This window comes from Halorussus salinisoli (assembly GCA_005239435.1).
Classification (GTDB): Archaea; Halobacteriota; Halobacteria; order Halobacteriales; family Haladaptataceae; genus Halorussus; species Halorussus salinisoli.
The window spans coordinates 36,254-52,812 of the sequence record SZNP01000001.1; the positions used below are offsets into that span (position 1 = coordinate 36,254).

Annotated in this window: 13 protein-coding genes; 2 read left to right on the forward strand and 11 right to left on the reverse strand. The window is 62.4% G+C overall.

Annotated elements, in window-relative coordinates; all coding sequences use genetic code 11:
- Positions 1–173: 173 nt before the first annotated feature.
- Complete coding sequence (locus E2484_RS04690) at positions 174–2,609, reverse strand: DEAD/DEAH box helicase (protein ID WP_137284085.1); 2,436 nt, start codon at positions 2,607–2,609, stop codon at positions 174–176.
- 362 nt (positions 2,610–2,971) lie between these two features.
- On the opposite strand from E2484_RS04690, the gene E2484_RS04695 reads away from it, so the two are divergent.
- Entirely contained in the window at positions 2,972–4,342 is a 1,371-nt protein-coding gene (locus E2484_RS04695; RefSeq protein ID WP_137284086.1) for a GntP family permease, read from the forward strand.
- A gap of 48 nt (positions 4,343–4,390) precedes the next feature.
- On the opposite strand, the gene E2484_RS04700 is transcribed toward E2484_RS04695, so the two are convergent.
- From E2484_RS04700 to E2484_RS04745, 10 genes are all read right to left on the reverse strand, one after another.
- On the reverse strand, positions 4,391–4,972 hold the full coding sequence (locus E2484_RS04700) for a diacylglycerol/polyprenol kinase family protein (protein WP_137284087.1): 582 nt from the start codon (positions 4,970–4,972) through the stop codon (positions 4,391–4,393).
- Positions 4,973–4,974: 2 nt separating this feature from the next.
- Positions 4,975–6,720 (reverse strand): glycine--tRNA ligase, encoded by a 1,746-nt coding sequence (gene glyS, locus E2484_RS04705; protein WP_137284088.1) that lies wholly within the window; start codon positions 6,718–6,720, stop codon positions 4,975–4,977.
- On the reverse strand, positions 6,717–7,565 hold the full coding sequence (locus E2484_RS04710) for a CBS domain-containing protein (protein ID WP_137284089.1): 849 nt from the start codon (positions 7,563–7,565) through the stop codon (positions 6,717–6,719). Before E2484_RS04710 ends, glyS begins: the two co-directional genes overlap by 4 nt.
- Before the next feature lie 245 nt (positions 7,566–7,810).
- Complete coding sequence (locus E2484_RS04715; RefSeq protein WP_137284090.1) at positions 7,811–8,395, reverse strand: DUF7529 family protein; 585 nt, start codon at positions 8,393–8,395, stop codon at positions 7,811–7,813.
- 264 nt (positions 8,396–8,659) lie between these two features.
- Complete coding sequence (locus E2484_RS04720) at positions 8,660–9,112, reverse strand: DUF7555 family protein (RefSeq protein ID WP_137284091.1); 453 nt, start codon at positions 9,110–9,112, stop codon at positions 8,660–8,662.
- Positions 9,113–9,136: 24 nt separating this feature from the next.
- The gene (locus E2484_RS04725) at positions 9,137–10,468 is read right to left on the reverse strand and encodes an ABC transporter ATP-binding protein (RefSeq protein ID WP_137284092.1); all 1,332 of its coding nucleotides are present in this window, start codon (positions 10,466–10,468) and stop codon (positions 9,137–9,139) included.
- On the reverse strand, positions 10,465–11,547 hold the full coding sequence (locus E2484_RS04730) for an ABC transporter ATP-binding protein (protein ID WP_137284093.1): 1,083 nt from the start codon (positions 11,545–11,547) through the stop codon (positions 10,465–10,467). Before E2484_RS04730 ends, E2484_RS04725 begins: the two co-directional genes overlap by 4 nt.
- Entirely contained in the window at positions 11,547–12,941 is a 1,395-nt protein-coding gene (locus tag E2484_RS04735) for an ABC transporter permease (protein WP_137284094.1), read from the reverse strand. The genes E2484_RS04730 and E2484_RS04735 overlap by 1 nt, the downstream gene beginning before the upstream one ends.
- A 1-nt stretch (position 12,942) precedes the next feature.
- Entirely contained in the window at positions 12,943–13,959 is a 1,017-nt protein-coding gene (locus E2484_RS04740; protein ID WP_137284095.1) for an ABC transporter permease, read from the reverse strand.
- Between the two features lie 243 nt (positions 13,960–14,202).
- Positions 14,203–16,059 carry an ABC transporter substrate-binding protein gene (locus E2484_RS04745; protein ID WP_137284096.1) on the reverse strand — a complete coding sequence of 619 codons (1,857 nt, stop codon included), beginning with the start codon at positions 16,057–16,059 and terminating at the stop codon, positions 14,203–14,205.
- 293 nt (positions 16,060–16,352) lie between these two features.
- Between E2484_RS04745 and E2484_RS24775 the strand changes: the two genes are divergently transcribed.
- A complete protein-coding gene (locus E2484_RS24775; protein WP_170977244.1) occupies positions 16,353–16,523 on the forward strand; it encodes a DUF7556 family protein in 171 nt (56 codons plus the stop codon).
- The last annotated feature ends 36 nt before the right edge of the window (positions 16,524–16,559 follow it).

The following is a 16,559-nucleotide window of genomic DNA, read 5'->3' on the forward strand; positions in this document are numbered from 1 at the left end:
CATCGGCTTAAGTCGATGAGGCTGTTCGACCGAGTTTCGCCAGCAAACGCAGTATTACACCGTTCCTATTCCGTGGTAAGTGATGGTTTCGCACGCCGGAACGCTCGAAACGCAACGAGGTAACGTCGGCTTTTACCGCATCGTTCACGATCGTTTACAACCGAGTGGTACCACTACCGGTCGTACTCGCTGCCTACCACGTCGCGGATGCGTTCGGCGGTCACTTCACCGACCCCTTGAACGTCTATCAGGTCCTCTTTTCGAGCCGTCATCACCGCCTCGACGGTCCTGAACTCCTCCAAGAGCGACCGGGCGGTCACGGGTCCGACGTCGGCGATGGAGGAGACGACGTACTCCTGCTGTTCGGCCAGCGTCTTGCTCGCTTTCTCGCCGTGGACCGACACCTCGCGGTCGTCGCTCTCCTGTTCGCGGGTGGCGATGACCTCCAGCATGTCGGCGGTGTCGTCTTCGTCGTCGGTTCGGAGGACGCTCGCTCCGAAATCGACCGCTAACGACGCCAAGGCCCCTCGGACCGCGTTGGGGTGGACGTTGCGCTCCTCGTAGAGTCCCTCGCCCTCCAGAACCAGGACCGGCCGGGCGTAGTGGCGAGTCGCGTCGCCCAACTGCTCGAACATCGACCGGTCGCCGCCGGTCAGAGTGTCGAGGAAGTCGCCGACCGACTTGCGCTCTACCACCACGCGGTCGCTCAGCACGTAGTCGCCGACCGAGAGGGTTTCGAGGCGGGTCTCGATTCCCTCGCGGGTCGAGAGGTCCCGCGCGATGGTCGAGTCGAGTTCGCGCTGGTCGGCCACGATTTCGACCGTCTCGTCGTCGGGTTCCGCGGTGGCGACGACGCCCTCGTCGGAGTCCGCCGTCGCTTGCTCGTCGGTTGCATCGTTCCTTTCACTCGTTTCGTTGGTTGCATCGCTCCCGTCACCCGTTTCGTCCGTCGTGTCGAACTCCTGCAAGCCGGGTTCTACGTCGCTCTCCGTGTCACCGTCTCCCGAGTCGCCGGGCGTACCGAAGTCGCCGAGTTGGCGCTGGGAGTCGTCCAGTTCCTCTTCGACCTCGTCGGCGACGCCCTTCAGTTTCCGCAACTCGTCCTCCATCTCGTTCTCGCGGCGCTTGGAGATCCAGAAGTAGGCCTCGTCGCGGGTGTCCTCGGCCAGCAAGACCGTGACCCGGCCCTTGGCCTGTCGGCCGGTTCGACCCTTGCGCTGGATGGACCGAATCGCGGTCGGCACGGGTTCGTAGAACATCACGAGGTCCACCTCAGGGACGTCGAGTCCCTCTTCGGCCACGGAGGTCGAGATGAGCACCTCGAACTCGTTCGCCTTGAACTGGTCCAGGACCTCCTGTTGCTGTTTCTGGGTCATCCCGTCGCTACCTTCCTTGTCGCCCTGTCCGACGAACCGCTGGGTGTCGAAGTGCTCGCCCAAAAACTCGGTCAGAGCCTCGGCGGTGTCGCGGGACTCGGTGAAGACGATGACGCGCTCGCCGTTTTCGATGCCGAGCGTCTCGGCGATGCGCATCCGGGCACGGGAGTACTTCGGGTGGAGACCGTCGTACTCCTCGGCCCTCCGCATCGCTTCCTTCACTTTGGGTTCCGAGACGAACCGCTGGCTCGCCTTCGACGCACCCGAGGACTTGGCGGCGTTGCGCTGTCGCTCGAAGTACCGTCGGAGCGCCTCGACGCTCTGGGTCTCGACGTAGGTCACGGCTGTCCGGAGCTTTCGGATTTCGGCGAGCGCCGACATTCCCTTGTACCCCTCCGACTGGTCGTTGTCGATGAGTTGCTGGAGTTCCGCCCGCATCTTCTTGATGTCGGTCTCCGAGAGGTCGGCGCTGGTCTTGCGGGTGATGCCGAGTTCCTTCAGTTTCTCCAGTCGGTCCTCGACGACTTCGTTGAGCGCGTCCCGAATCTCCAGCACGTCGTCGGGTAACTCCACGCGCTCCCACTCCACGTCGGTGTCGTGGGTGTAGTCGTCCACGTCGCTGTCCTCCTCGGTCATCACTTCCACGTTGTCGATGCCGAGGTTCTCGCAGACCTCCAGAATCTCCTCCTCGTCGCCGCCCGGTGACGCACTCATCCCGGTGACGAGGGGTTCCTTCGCGTCCTGGTGGTAGCGCTCGGCGATGTAGTTGTAGGCGTAGTCGCCGGTCGCGCGGTGGCACTCGTCGAAGGTGACGTGGGTGACGGGTCCGAGGTCGATTCGGCTTCCGACGAGGTCGTTCTCCACGACCTGCGGGGTAGCGATGACGACCTGCGCACTCTTCCAGAGTTCCGTCCGGTCGTCGGGCGACACCTCGCCCGTGAACACGACGATGTCGTCGTCGGGTATCTCGAGGGCCTCCCGGTAGAAGTCGGCGTGCTGCTGGACGAGGGGTTTCGTGGGCGCGAGCAACAGGCTCTTGCCGCCCACGTCCGACAGTCGTTCGGCGGTCACCAGCAGACTCACGGTCGTCTTCCCCAGTCCGGTCGGTAGGCAGACCAGGGTGTTGCGGTCCTTGGCCGACCCCGCGAGTTGCAACTGGTACATCCGGCGCTCGATGAACGCCGGGACGAGGAGTTCGTGGTCTACGTACTGCTGGTCCCCGGTCGTCGCCATTCACACCGGGATTGGTCGCCAAGTGATTAAAGGGTTCGCGTTGCAGGGTGAAAGTGAAGCAGTTCGGACAGTATCGGGCGTAATCCGACCGGAGACGTAGATTCCGGTCTCCCTTTCTCCCGTTTGGTTCGAGGTCGAACGATTACGGCGTCGATAACGTTCGACTGTATCGGTGCGACGATGCTCGTTTGGAATGCCGAACGTGCCGCCGTGCGCACGCTCGTTTGATTTGAATATAATAAGATTATACACCAGTAACTATGTGTATATAATCGATAAAACTGCTATACTACTTTAAAATATTAAGATAAAGACGTAAATAGTTTATGTATGGGAGAATCAGAATCGGATGGTGTTATCAGATGGCATACCCCCATAGTCCGTTGGTGGCGTTTCTCGTAGGTATCGCTACGGTGATTCTGTTACTGGTCTACCTCGATTTACCAGCGGTGTTCGGACTGATCATCGCGTCGCTGGTCGTCGGGTTGGTCGCTCCGGATATCGCCGCCGGAGACATCGCTTCGAAGATGGCCACGGCGTTCGGCGACGGGATGGCAGGTATCGGTATCCCGATCCTGATGGCGGCCGTCATCGGCAAGTCGATGATGGAGAGTGGGGCCGCCGAACGCGTCGTCCGTAGTTTCACGAACGTGATAGGACGGGACAACGCCGACTACGCGCTTTGGGGAAGTAGTTCGGTTCTCGCAGTCCCGGTGTTCTTCGACAACGTGTTCTACCTGATGGCACCGCTCGCACGCTCGATGCGGAGTCGAGTCGGGAGCAACTACTCGCTTTACATCGTCGTCGTGGGTGCTGGTGCGGCGACGACCCACGTGTTCGTCCCGCCGACGCCGGGTCCGCTGGCGGTGGCTAACGAGATTCCCGGCGCTCGACTTGGCCTGACCATACTCATCGGGCTAGCCGTCGCTATCCCCTCGGCGCTCGTCGCTGGCATCGCCTACGGCCGATGGATCAACGAACGGATAGACATCCCGCTACGCGACGCTATGGGAACCGACGAGGAGGAACTGGCCGAAGTCGCCGACCGGTCGGCGGATCAGTTGCCGACCATGTTCGAGGCGCTTCTCCCTATCCTCCTCGCAGTCGCCCTCGTTACGTCGAATACCTTCGTGAACAACATCGTCGGCGAGAACTCCGCGTTCGGACCCGTCACGCGGTTCATCGGTGACCCCAACGTCGCGCTGACGGTCGCCGCACTGGCGGCCGCGTACACGTTCTTCCGACATAGCGACCTCACCTCGAACGAGTGGACGGACGAACTCATCGAGGCGCTCAAAAACGGCGGCCACATCGCGGCTATCACCGCGCTGGGTGGCGCGTTCGGCGTGATGCTCGCGTCCGCCGGAATCGGCGATTACATCGCAAACGGTCTCAAGGAAATCGGCATCGGTTTGCTGTTGACCGCGTGGCTCATCGCGGCCGCAGTGCGGATCGCACAGGGTTCGGCCACCGTCGCGATGCTGACCACCGCCGGTATCATGGCACCGCTGACGAGTGGACTCTCCGTCAACCCGGCGTACCTCGTGATGGCCATCGGCGCGGGCGGGAACATCTTCTCGTGGTACCCCGATAGCGGATTCTGGTTGGTGAAGGAAATCTGTGGACTGACCCAGAGGGAGACGCTCATGACGTGGACGGTGCTGACGACGATAATATCCGTCGTGGGCCTCACGGTCGTTCTCGCTCTCTCGACGCTGTTCCCGCTGGCCTGAGTCGTCGGGCCTCTTTCCGAGTGCCACCGGGGACCGACGCTCCCCGTTTCAGACCACTGTCGGTAGATACTGCAGCGCGAGGTACATCACGACGGCCGACCCGACCGGAATCGTGAGGTTGTCGTCGATGACGTAGCCCGCGATGATGGGTTTCATCCCGTCGGCGAGCGTGGCGGCCAGCGAACCGAGCGCGGCAGTCACCAGCGGGAGCCCCGACAGACTGGTGATGAGTAGGCAGACGCCGAACGTGAGCAGGAGTGTGTGGGTCGCCTTCACGCCCAACTCGCCCGACCCGGCGAGTCCGCTGATGGGGTCGGCGATGGTGAGCATCAACATCGCGGGAATCGCTATGCGAGGCTCGAATGCCAGCGCCGCCGCGGTCATGCCGAACATGTAGAGCGCGTAGCCAGCGAGGTTGTCCTGTTCGTACTCCCGGGTGAGTTCGTCGAAGATTCGCCAGTCGAGTCCGACGAACAGCCGAATCACTTCCAGAACCAGCGCGCCGACCGAACTGACGACGAGCAAGAGTCGCAACTGGTCGTACGAGGCGAGGCCGAGCAGGTACAGCGCCGGATATCCCGTCCCCGAAACGTGGACGAGTCGGCGCTTTACCTCGCTGTGGAGTGACACGGTTACTGTTCTGGGGCGGCGGCGTCCAGTTCCGCGAAGGTGGTCTCGCCCTCGCGCAGGTCCGCGAGCAGGTCCGGCAGGTCTTCGGTGGGGACCCGAACTTGCTCGGTCGAGTCGCGCTCTCGAAGGGTCACGGTGTCGGCGGTCTCGTCGTCGACCGTGACGCAGAACGGCGTGCCGACCTCGTCCTGCCGACGGTAGCGTCGGCCGATACTGCCCGAGTCGTCGTAGGTCACGTCGAAGCCCTCGGCCCGGAGGTCGTCGGCGATTCCGCGGGCGCGGTCGTCCATGCCCTCCTTGTTCACCAGCGGGAAGACGCCGACGAACGTGGGTGCGACTTCGGGTTCGAGCGAGAGATAGCTCCGCTCTTCGCCCTCGACGACGTCGTCCTCGTAGGCGTGGTCGAGGACCGTGTAGATGACTCGGTCGATGCCGATGGAGGGTTCCACGACGTGGGGCATGATGTGTTCGCCCGTCTCCTTGACCTCCTCGACGCCGAACCCGGTCTTCTCGGTCGGGATGGTGCGTTCCTCACCTTCGACCTCGACGGTCACTTCGTCGCCCTCGAACGCGGCGCGGTCGCGCTCGGCCAGTTTTTCGAGTTCGGCGGCTACGTCGCCGGCCTCGCCACCGAACTCGGGACCGAGGTAGCTCATGTCGGGGTCCACCGTGGCGCGCTCGACGACTTTCGGTTCGTCGTACTGCTTGAAGACGGTGAAGTCGTCGTCGGAGTACTCGTCGTGCTTGCTCAGGTCGTAGTCGCTCCGGTAGGCGTAGCCCGTAATCTCTATCCAGTCGCCGTCCACTTCGCTCTCGGCGTCCCAGCAGTCGGCGGCGTAGTGGGCGAGTTCGCCCGAGAGGTGCTGGCGGAACCGGAACCGGTCCATGTCCACGCCGATGGACTCGTACCACTGCTTGCCGACGCCCAGATAGTAGGCGACCCACTCGTGGACCAGACCCTCTTCGACCGCCTCCGCGACGGTCCTGTAGACGTACTCGCCGTCCTCTTTCTCCTGTTCCTCTGCGGGGTAGAGTTTGAGCTCCACGTCGGCGACTCGCTCTATGTCGGGTTCGTCCTCGGTCGGGTCGATGAAGTGTTCCAACTCGGCCTGCGTGAACTCCCGAACCCGGACGATGGACTTCCGGGGGCTGATCTCGTTCCGGTAGGCCTTGCCGATCTGGGTGATGCCGAACGGGAGCTGATTCCGGGCGTACTCGGCCAATTGGGGGAACTCCACGAAGATGCCCTGTGCGGTCTCGGGCCGGAGGTAACCCGGCGACGAACTACCGGGGCCGATGTTGGTCTCGAACATAAGGTTGAAGTCCTCGACCGAGACGCCGCCGAGTTCAGTCCCGCAGTTGGGACACTTCAGGTCGTGTTCGGCGATGAGGTCTTCGACCTCCTCGATGGGGATGCTCTCGGCCTCCTCGATGTCGGTGTTGTCCTCGACGAGGTGGTCGGCGCGGTGGCTCTCGCCGCACTCGGGGCACTCCACGAGCATGTCGTCGAAGGTGTCGAGGTGGCCCGACGCCTCGAAGACGGGTTCGGGCATCACGGTCGGAGCGTCGATTTCGCGGTGGCCCTCTCGAACCTGGAACCGCTCGCGCCACGAGTTCTCGACGTTCTGCTTGAGGGTCGCGCCCTGCGGACCGTAGGTGTAGAAGCCCGAGACACCGCCGTACGCGCCCGCCGACTGGAAGAAGTAGCCTCGACGCTTGGCGAGTTCCACGAGGTCGGTACTGGTCATCGAATCGCCTCCAGCAGGTTGATGTCTCGAACGACACCGACGAGTTCGTGGCCGCTCATCAGCGGAATCTGCTCGATATCGTTACTGAGCATCGTCTGTGCCGCTTGCTTGGCGGACTTCTCGCGCGAAACGGTCACGACGTCGTCGGTCATGAACTCGCGGACCGGCGCGGCCGGAATCTCGACGTTCCGGGTCGGCAGGTAGCGCTTCCCGATGGCCTTGATGGACTCCCACTTCCAGTCGTCGTCCTCGTCGGCGATGGAGTCGCCGGTGTCGTCCTCACCTTCGACCACGCGGGCGACTTCGATGATGTCTACCTCGGTCAGCATGCCGTCCATCTCACCCTCTTCGTCGAGGACCACGGCGTAGGGGAGATTCGCGTAGTAGAGTTCGCGCTCGGCGACCGTCAGCGGTACGTCGACGTAGGTGGTGTTCACGTCGCGCGAGGCGATGTCACCGACCGTCGCGTCGCCGTCGACGTCTCCGTCGGCGATGGTCCGAACGACGTCGGTGACGGTGACGATACCCTCCAACTCGCCGTCCACGACCGGTACGCGGCGTGTGCCTTCGTCGACCATCAGGGCCGCAACGTCTTCGATAGTGGTGTCCTGCGTGGTGGTCGGCACCTCGCGCATCAGCATGGCGAGTTGGTCCTCGTCGGGGTTCTCGATGAGGTCGTCCCGCGAGATGAGACCGCGGAACTCCTCGGTGCCGTCGGTGTTCTTGACCACGGGAACGGACGAGAACGACCGCTCCTGCAGGTACTGTAGTACGTCGTCGCGGGTGCCCGGAAGCTCTACGGTCACGACCTCCGAGCGGGGCGTCATGGCTTCGCCGACTTTCATATTCGCGCGATACGTGTTGGGGCGTCTTGTAGTCTACGAACGGGCATCGGCTTTTCGCCGGATTTCGACCCCGGTTTCGGTGTATTCTGCCGACCACGGGGCATTCACGGCGAGCGAACCGCGCGAAGTCTGCGAGAATGGACGTGACCGCAGACCCGTCGGAGCGTGCCTCCGACTCCTCCTGTTACTCCGTTCTACGTCGCACTGCCGTCTCAGTCGAGGAGACGCCGCAGAAAAGCGACCGACTACTCCGACTCCGCTTCGTCGTCCAGCACGTCGTCGAACTCCACCTGGTAGCCCGTGTACTTGTGCGGTTCCGGGAAGAACTTCTCCACGTCGTCGTGGCGGAACGACCCGAGGTGGGTCTTGTCAAGCTTCTGAACGTGAGTGAACATCTCGTCTTCCTTCAGCGCGGTCTTGACCAGTCCGGGCGCGTGGCGCATCTCGAAGTTACCCGCGATGAGGATGGCCGTCTCCGACTCGGGGTCGAGCAGTTGGGTCAGCATGAAGATGCGACCCTGCATCTCGTTGCGGAACACCCGATACTGAGGGAACTTGCCGGTCTCGACCGCCTCCTCGAACGGTTCGGACTTGTTGTCGGGGATGACGTGGACGAACCCCCAGCGGTCCGTCGCACCCACGTCGGGGTTCGTCGGCGCGGTGTGTCCCGCACCGATGGCTACGACCTCCCAGCCGTCTTCTTCGAGTTCCTCCTCCATCGCCTTCATGTCGTCGAGGGTGCGTTGCCACGCACCCTTGTGGACCTCGGCACTCGCGGCTATCTGCTCGGCGTAATCGGGTTCGTCGTCCCCGTCCCCAGTCTTTGGCATGTGTACGTCTGACGGTCTTCTTATGGTAAAACCTGTTGTTTAGTTGCGAACGAATCGAAACGAGGCCCGAACCACCGCCGAGCGACGGCCCTCTCGGCCGATTGCGATTCTCGGTTACTACGTCGTCGCACAGACGGCGGACGGTGCCAGTGTACGTAATATAATATATTTATAACGAAAGAATATGGTCGTCAGACTTTGATATATATTGATCAAACACAGAAGTATGATTCCATCGCCGATACGACGAACGTCGTTTAGACGCTACGCCGCGACGCCGAACACCGTCTCCATCACGAACGACCACGCGAGCGTCGCCAGACTGGCGACGAACATCTTGACCGCTATCGAGAGACGTTCGTTCGGTGGGAGCGAGTACCACGGGAGCGGTGGAATTCGCTGGACGGCCGCCTGAAATCGGGTCTCGTCGCGTCCGCCGACGACCGTCCCCTTCGGTTCGTTCTTGGTCACCCTGACCTTGCCGTCCTCGGTCTGCTCGGTGTCCCACGGCGGGTCCGGCCGCATCTGGAACGTCGCGTAGCCGAACAGCAGGAGGCCGACGACGAACATCACGAACTTCGCAGTCACGAGACCGCCGCCGACCGCGAGACCGACCAGCGTGCCCACGACGAACACGAGTGCGGCGACTGCGAGCGCGTACACGACAGCGTCGAGAAGCTGACGCGCGCGCCGCGAGAGCGTTGACGTATCGGTCATCTCCGAGGACGTGGACGACGACATCTACCGCTCGGTGTACGGGACGAACTCGTCGGGTTCTGTGTACTCCGACATGTGTCGGTGACAGTGGCTGAGCCGTCCGGTCTCGCTGACGACGTGGTCGTCGGGCTTTTCGGTGTCACAGATGCTTCCGAACTCCTCGCGGAGGACCGTACGGGCCTGGGACTCGTCGTTTTCCTCGACGTACTTGGCCGCGCGGTCGACGTACTCCTCGACTTCGCGCGAGAGGTCGAAGTCGCCGAACAGTTCCCGCTTAATTTCGTCGATGTCGGAGAACCGCGTCTCCATCCCGAGCATCTCCTTGGCCTGCTCGGTCAGCGACTTCTCGGCGCGTGACCGTTCTCGAAGCACCTCGCGGAACACCTCGATGGCGACCCACACGTCGGGGTCCATGTCCTGGTACTTGTCCGGCCGAATCTTCATCGGGCACCGCGTCGTGAACGGACACCCCGTCGGCGGGTCGCGCGGACTCGGCGGCGTCCCACGCAGGGTGATGCGCTCCTTGTCGGACGTGGGGTCGGGTTCCGGAATCGCCGACAGCAGCGAGTGAGTGTAGGGGTTCTTGGGGTCCTCGAACAACTCGTCGGTCTCGCCCAGTTCCATGACGTTGCCGAGATACATCACGGCCACGCGGTCGCAGATGTGGCGGACCACGCTCAGGTCGTGGGCGATGAACAGGTAGGTCAGGCCGAACTCGTCCTGCAGGTCTTCGAGCAGGTTGAGAATCTGGGCCTGCACCGACACGTCGAGCGCCGAGACGGGCTCGTCCAGCACGACGAACTCGGGTTCGAGTGCCAGTGCGCGGGCGATACCGATGCGCTGGCGCTGACCGCCCGAGAACTGGTGGGGATACCGGTAGTAGTGTTCCGGCTGAAGGCCGACCACGTCGAGGAGTTCGCGCACGCGCTCGCGGCGCTCCTGCGGCGTGTTCCAGTCGTGAACGTCCAGCGGCTCCCGGACGATTTCGCCGATGGTCATCCGGTCGTTGAGGCTGGACTCGGGGTCCTGAAACACCATCTGGCTGTTGCGCCGCCAGTCTTTCAGCTCCGACCCCGAGAGTTGGGTAACGTCGGTGCCGTCGAACAGCACTTCCCCGGAGGTGGCGCTTTCGAGTTGGATGAGCGTCCGGCCGAGCGTCGTCTTCCCGCATCCGGACTCGCCGACCAGACCCAGCGTCTCGCCGCGCTTGATTTCGAAGTTTACGCCATCGACTGCTTTCACCGGATTCGACTCGACGATGCCGCCCTCGTCGTAGTAGGTCTTGAGGTCGTTGACCTCTACGAGCGTCTCGCCCGCGGCGACGCTGACGGACTCCTGTTGAATTTGCTCACTCATCGTTCACTCACCTCTCGCTGACTCTCGCGCTGTTCGTGTAACTCGACCGCCTCCCGCTGGGACTCGTCTTCTGGATACAGCAGACAGGCCGCGGTGTGGTCCTGCGAGTCGCTGTCGACTGCCACCGACGCCGGGTGGACCCGCGTACAGTCCTCGAACGCCTTCGGACACCGAGGCTCGAACCGACAGTAGCCCGCGGGTTCGTTCGGCGTCGGCACGTCGCCTTCGATGGTCTGGAGTCGGTCGGCGTCGGGTTGGTTGCCCGGAATCGACCGAAGAAGCCCCTGCGTATAGGGATGCCGGGGGTTTCCGAACAGCTCCTCGACCGGCGCGCTCTCGACGATTTCGCCCGCGTACATCACGTTCACGCGGTCCGAAACCTCCGCGATGACACCCATGTCGTGGGTGATGAACATGATGGCGAGACCTCGCTCCTCCTGTAGCTCCTGGAGGAGTTCGAGAATCTGGGCCTGAATCGTCACGTCGAGCGCGGTCGTCGGCTCGTCACAGATGAGCAGTTCCGGGTCGCAGGCCAGTGCCATGGCGATGACTGCCCGCTGGCGCATCCCGCCCGAGAACTCGTGGGGGTACTCTTTGACCCGCCGAGACGCGTCGGGAATCCCGACGGCTTCGAGCAGGTTGATGGCCTCTTCGGTGGCCTCCGCGCCGTGCAGGTTCTGATGAAGCCGGAGCGCCTCCTTGATCTGGTTGCCCACCGTGTAGACGGGGTTGAGCGACGTCAACGGGTCCTGGAACACCATCGCGATGTCGCTCCCTCGGAGGTTCCGGTACTCCTTCTCGGTCTTCTGCGTGAGGTCTTCGCCGCGGAACTTGATGCGACTCCCCTCCAGCACGCGGCCGGGCGAGTCGACGAGTCCCATGATGGACCGGGCGGTGACGCTCTTGCCCGACCCACTCTCCCCGACGATGCCGACGGTTTCGCCGCGTCGGATGTCGAAGTTCACGCCGTCGACGGCCCGGATGACCTCCTTGTCCGTGAAGAAGGCGGTCTGGAGGTTCTGAACCGACAGCAGGGGTTCGTCCTCGCTCCGAACTGCGGAAGTCTCTCGCTGTGCCATCAGGCACCACCTCCGCTGGCCGCGGCGACTTCAGCGTCGCCTTCGCCGCTATTGCTCTGCGGGTCGATGGCGTCGCGGATGCCGTCGCCCAGCGCGTTGAACGCGGTCACGACCAGCACGATTAGTACGCCGGGGATGAACGAGATGTGCCACGACGACGTGGTGACGTACGACTGGCCGATGTTGACCGCTCGGCCCCACTCGGGCGTCGGCGGGTTGATACCCAGTCCGAGGAACGACAGGCCAGCGACCGCGATGATGATACCACCGAGGCTCATCGAGGCGTACACCAGCAGATAGCCGAGGATGTACGGTGCCATGTGCTTCCGCATCGTGACGTGTGGTCGCTGTCCGAAACTTTTTGCGGCGTCGATCCACTCCTGCTCGGCGACCTGCATCGCCGGTCCACGGACCGACCGCCACAGGAACGGCCACCCGGTTCCCGCGAAGATGACCGCCAACAGGAAGCCGCCGCTGTAGATTTCGGCTAGCCACGTTCCGCTCAGGACGACAGACAGGAGCATCACGAAGAGGAGTCTGGGCAAGGACATTATCGAGTCACCCACGATGACGACAGCGAGGTCTACCAGCCCCTTGTAGTACGCCGTCAACAGCGCGAACGCCGCCGCGATGAAACTGCTCACGCCGATGGAGACGAGACCGATGAACAGCGATATCCTGGCTCCCGCGGCCATGAAGGTGAACATGTCTTTCCCGGTCGGTAACGTCCCGAAGGGGTGCCACCGCCCGTACTCGTCGTAGGTCATCGGTCCCACGTTCCGGTCGGGCGTCCCCTGCGAGCGCGACCCGAGGTTGGCGGCCCCGACGGTGATGTTCTCCAGTTGGCCGTCGTCGTTGTAGTACTCGATGTGGTGCGAATACGGGTTGGAGATGGTGCGGTCGACCGTCGTCGGCCCGAGCGCCGGAGCGAACATCGCCATCACGACGAACGCGAACACGATGACAGCGCCGAACTGACCCCAGCGGTGACCGCGGAGTCGGTCGACCATGTCGTCGCGCGGCGTCCAGTCGGCGTACCGGTAGTGCTCTCGGAAGACGAGGTAGCCCCGCCAGAGCCACACCATCCACACGAACGCGTAGGCGTAGATGAGTACGACTCGCAACGCCCACGCGTAGGCGGGCGCGAGGTTCATGAACGTCTCCTTCCAGACGCCGTCCGGCGTCTGATAGCCGTTGTTAGCGATGAGGTCGCGCGTGAGGAGCGTCGGTAACTCGATCGGCGAACCGACGAGACCGGTCAGGAAGTGGACAACTGCACCGGCTTCTAGCGCGAACAGGACCAGTGCGCCAGCCAACCATCCCAGTGCGGGACCGGGGTTCTCTTTGACACGCGTCGCGAGCGAAGCGTCCTCATGCTCTCTGTCTACGCTCATGTTAGGCACCTCCGTCGTAGCCGACTCGCGGGTCGATTATCGTGTACAGGAAGTCTTGCATTATGTTGATGAGCACGACGAGCAGGATGAAGATGAACATCAGCGACCCGACCAGCGGCATGTCGCCGTTCTTGACCGCCTGGAAGAACAGGTAGCCGATACCGCTGATGTCGAACACGGTCTCGACCAGCACCGACCCGCCGATGAGCAGGAACGCCTCGCCCGTGATGATGGGCACCAGCGGGATGAGCGCGTTCCGGAAGATGTGCTTCCAGACGAGCGACCGGGGCGGGACGCCCTTCGCTTTCGCCGTCTCGATGAAGTTGGAGTTTACGGTCTCTAGAACCGCAGTCCGGCCGATTCGCATCTCGTTACCCATCGACGCCGAACCGAGGACGATGGCGGCCGGTGCGATCTTCTTGAGCGCCTTCAAGAACCCGTCTACCGAGGTGAGGTCGCCGAGCGGCGGCGGTCCCGTCACGTTGGTGGCGTAGAGGAAGCTCTGCCAGTCGAAGCCGAAGAAGAACTTCTCGGACTGGGAGAGGACACTCATCAGGATGACCGCCAGCCAGAAGTTCGGCATCGCCCGCCAGACGATACCGCCGAACGACGCGATGTAGTCGCTGAACGTGTTCGGGTTCAGCCCGGCGTAGAAACCGAGCGGAATGCCGATGAAGATGGCGATGAGCACCGACCAGAATCCGAGCCAGATGGTCCGCGGCGCGTAACTGAGCACCAGCGAATAGACGCTCGTGTCCGGCTGGAGCACCCACGACTCGCCCAAGTCGAAGGTGAACATGTTGATCATATAGTCGATGTACTGCTGCCAAAGTGGTTGGTTCAGACCGAGCTGTCGTTTGATACTGTTGTACGCCTGTGGGTTCCCCTGTGGTCCCAGAATTGCAGATACCGGGTCGAGCGGTCCGGCGCGAATCACGAGGAACGTGATAGATGCTCCGAACAGTAACACCGGGACCGAAAGCAGTACCCGTTTTGCGAAGTATTGCCACCGGCTCACGGCGAACCACCGCCGTGACTGCGGCTACTTCGGCCGAATTGTACGTACCCAAACTGGACCGCGAACATACGTGATAAATTTGAGGGTCTTCTCATTATGTCTTGCGCTTTCCGGCACCAACCCCCGACTCCGGTCTACAGGCCTTCTACTGGCGATAAACGGGACTTGAGCGCAGTGCTATTTCGCCGTTACGTGTGAAAAGAATATGACGGTCGTGGCCGCTGCGTTCGACGCTCGCCGTCGTTACTTCCGGTCGCCGATTTCGACCTTGTTGTACATCTGGCGGCTGACGCCAGCACCGCCGAAGCGCGGGCAGTCGACCCAGTCGTACTTGAACCGCTCGTCCATGCGGTGGTAGGTCGGCAGGAAGCCGAGGTCCTCCCAGTTGGCCTCCTCGATCTCGACGTAGGCCTCGTTGCGAGCCTTCTCGGCCTCGTCGGTCGGAGCCGCGTTGTTCTCGACGGTCTTCCACGCTTCCTTCGCTCGCTCGGCCGCGTCGGTGCCCGACCAGTTGATGTAGGAGATGGGGGCATCCAGCGAGGTGTCGGTTTGCGGCGGGTTGAGAAGCTGCAGGAAGTTGTCCGGGGCGGGCCAGTCCATTACCCATCCGAGCGAGTACGCTTGGAGGTTCCCGTTACGACCGCGCTTGAGGAGGGTCGAGAACGGCGCTCGCTCGACGTTCATCTCGATGTGCGCGCTGGAGAGCTTGTCACGCAGAAGCTTGCCGAGTTCCGCCCACGTGTCGGACGACTCGTAGGCCGTGAAGGTGAACGAGGCCTTGTTGTCGGGACCGTAGCCAGCCTCCTCCATGACTTTCTTGGCCTCGCCGAGCTTGGCCTCGTTGTAGCCGTAGGGGTAGTTGTTCTTGGCGTGCTTCTCGTACTCGGGCGCACCGCCGGGGTAGATGGACGGCGGCGTGAAGTGGTACGAACTCTCGCCACGACCCTTGAACACCTTGTCGACGGCTTCCTGCTGGTTCAGGGCGTAGGCGGCCGCCTGACGGACCGGCTTCTCGACGGCGTCGGTGTTGAAGCCGATGTAGAACGCGTTGATGGTTGCGAATCCGGTGTAGTCCATCGTCGCGTCGCTCTTGGTCGGGCCGTACGTACCGACTTTCCGACCCACGTCGTCAGTCTCCTCGACGTTGACCTTGTTCGGGTTGTACTTGGCGGTCGGGAGCTGCTCGCCCGACACCATGTCGGCGTTCTGGTTGACGATACCGTAGTTGTAGATGGCGTCCGAACTGGACGAAATGTTCCAGTGGACACCGTCGATGTTCGCCACGCTACCGTGGTAGTCCTCGTACTTCGTGACCTTGGCTTCGGTGTTGCTCTGCCACTTGTCGAACTTGAAGGGACCCGCACCGATGGGGTTCTCGGTCGAGAACTTCTTGTGGCTCATTTCGCCCTCGTAGCCGTCGATGTCGCCGACGATTCCTTCGGGGACCGCGGCGAACGACGTGTACGCCAACATCTCCATCGTGGCGTGGAACGGCTCCGAAAGCTGCATCTCGATGGTGTAGTCGTCTACTGCTTCGACGGCCATCGAGCCGGACTTGTAGACCTCGGACTCCTCGCCGTCTTCCGTGACCGTCTCGGTCTCGTGTTCGACGCCGATGGACGAGAGGATGAAGTAGGCCCGCCGGGAGTTGCTGGAGGCCGCGAGGCGTTCCCACGAGTAGACGAAGTCCTGTGCCGTGACTTCGTCGCCGTTGTGGAACTTGACGCCTTCCTTGAGCTTGAGCGTGTAGGTCGTGAAGTCCTCGGAAATATCGTGACCTTTGGCGATCTGGTTTTCGATCTCGATGCTCCCGTTCGGGTAGTTCATCAGGCCGTCGAACACCTGCTGGATGACCGTACCACCAGCGGTGTCGGTCGACTTGACGGGGTCGAGCGTGCTTATCGTGGAGTTGATCAGCCGAAGAACGTTGGCGTCGTCGCTCGGCTTGTTGGTGTCGCCACCTTCGTCCGTCTGGTTGCCTTCGGTGGTCGTCGTCTGGTTACCGTCCCCACCGGTACAGCCAGCGAGGGCTACAGCCGATGCCGCACCGCCGGTCGCTTGCAGGAATCGACGGCGGCTGAGGTTGTCAGTATCTGTCATCCAACCGCCCATTGTAAAGCAGACCGGATAAACTTACCGTTTGTTACTTAGGGAAACCTCGGCTTACTACCTCGATTACCTCGTCTCTAGACGTATTTCGGCCGTTCTTTTCTCTTCCTCCGGCCACTCCCGCCGGAACGCCGGGGCTCTCCGGACCTGTTTCGGTCCATCTCGTACCAGAAATCTGGCAGTAACGCGGTGTGGTATCAAGTCTCACTATTTGAAGGCTTCGGTTTCTACCACGGGTCTGGCGTTTCGGAGCGTTTATTAACCCATGATACCACGTGTCACATATGGCCCCGAACACGGCCACTCCGTCGGAATCGGTCGCACAGCGCGAGGTTATGGCCTCGCTGGACGATGATGGTCGCACGGAGCGACTCATCATCGCGGACACGACGGCCGACGACGCGTGGCTTTCGGTCCCCGTATCCGGAAGCGTCGCCCTCCAGGACTGGCAGTAGCGGTCTCGAACCGCCCTCCGTTTTCCGGCACTGTCC

Coding starts and splice junctions, on each gene's coding strand:
- E2484_RS04690 (WP_137284085.1), bottom strand. CDS start 2,609: ATGGCGACGACCGGGGACCAGCAGTACGTAGACCACGAACTCCTCGTC.
- E2484_RS04695 (WP_137284086.1), top strand. CDS start 2,972: ATGGCATACCCCCATAGTCCGTTGGTGGCGTTTCTCGTAGGTATCGCT.
- glyS (WP_137284088.1), bottom strand. CDS start 6,720: ATGACCAGTACCGACCTCGTGGAACTCGCCAAGCGTCGAGGCTACTTC.
- E2484_RS04710 (WP_137284089.1), bottom strand. CDS start 7,565: ATGAAAGTCGGCGAAGCCATGACGCCCCGCTCGGAGGTCGTGACCGTA.
- E2484_RS04715 (WP_137284090.1), bottom strand. CDS start 8,395: ATGCCAAAGACTGGGGACGGGGACGACGAACCCGATTACGCCGAGCAG.
- E2484_RS04720 (WP_137284091.1), bottom strand. CDS start 9,112: ATGACCGATACGTCAACGCTCTCGCGGCGCGCGCGTCAGCTTCTCGAC.
- E2484_RS04725 (WP_137284092.1), bottom strand. CDS start 10,468: ATGAGTGAGCAAATTCAACAGGAGTCCGTCAGCGTCGCCGCGGGCGAG.
- E2484_RS04730 (WP_137284093.1), bottom strand. CDS start 11,547: ATGGCACAGCGAGAGACTTCCGCAGTTCGGAGCGAGGACGAACCCCTG.
- E2484_RS04735 (WP_137284094.1), bottom strand. CDS start 12,941: ATGAGCGTAGACAGAGAGCATGAGGACGCTTCGCTCGCGACGCGTGTC.
- E2484_RS04745 (WP_137284096.1), bottom strand. CDS start 16,059: ATGACAGATACTGACAACCTCAGCCGCCGTCGATTCCTGCAAGCGACC.
- E2484_RS24775 (WP_170977244.1), top strand. CDS start 16,353: ATGGCCCCGAACACGGCCACTCCGTCGGAATCGGTCGCACAGCGCGAG.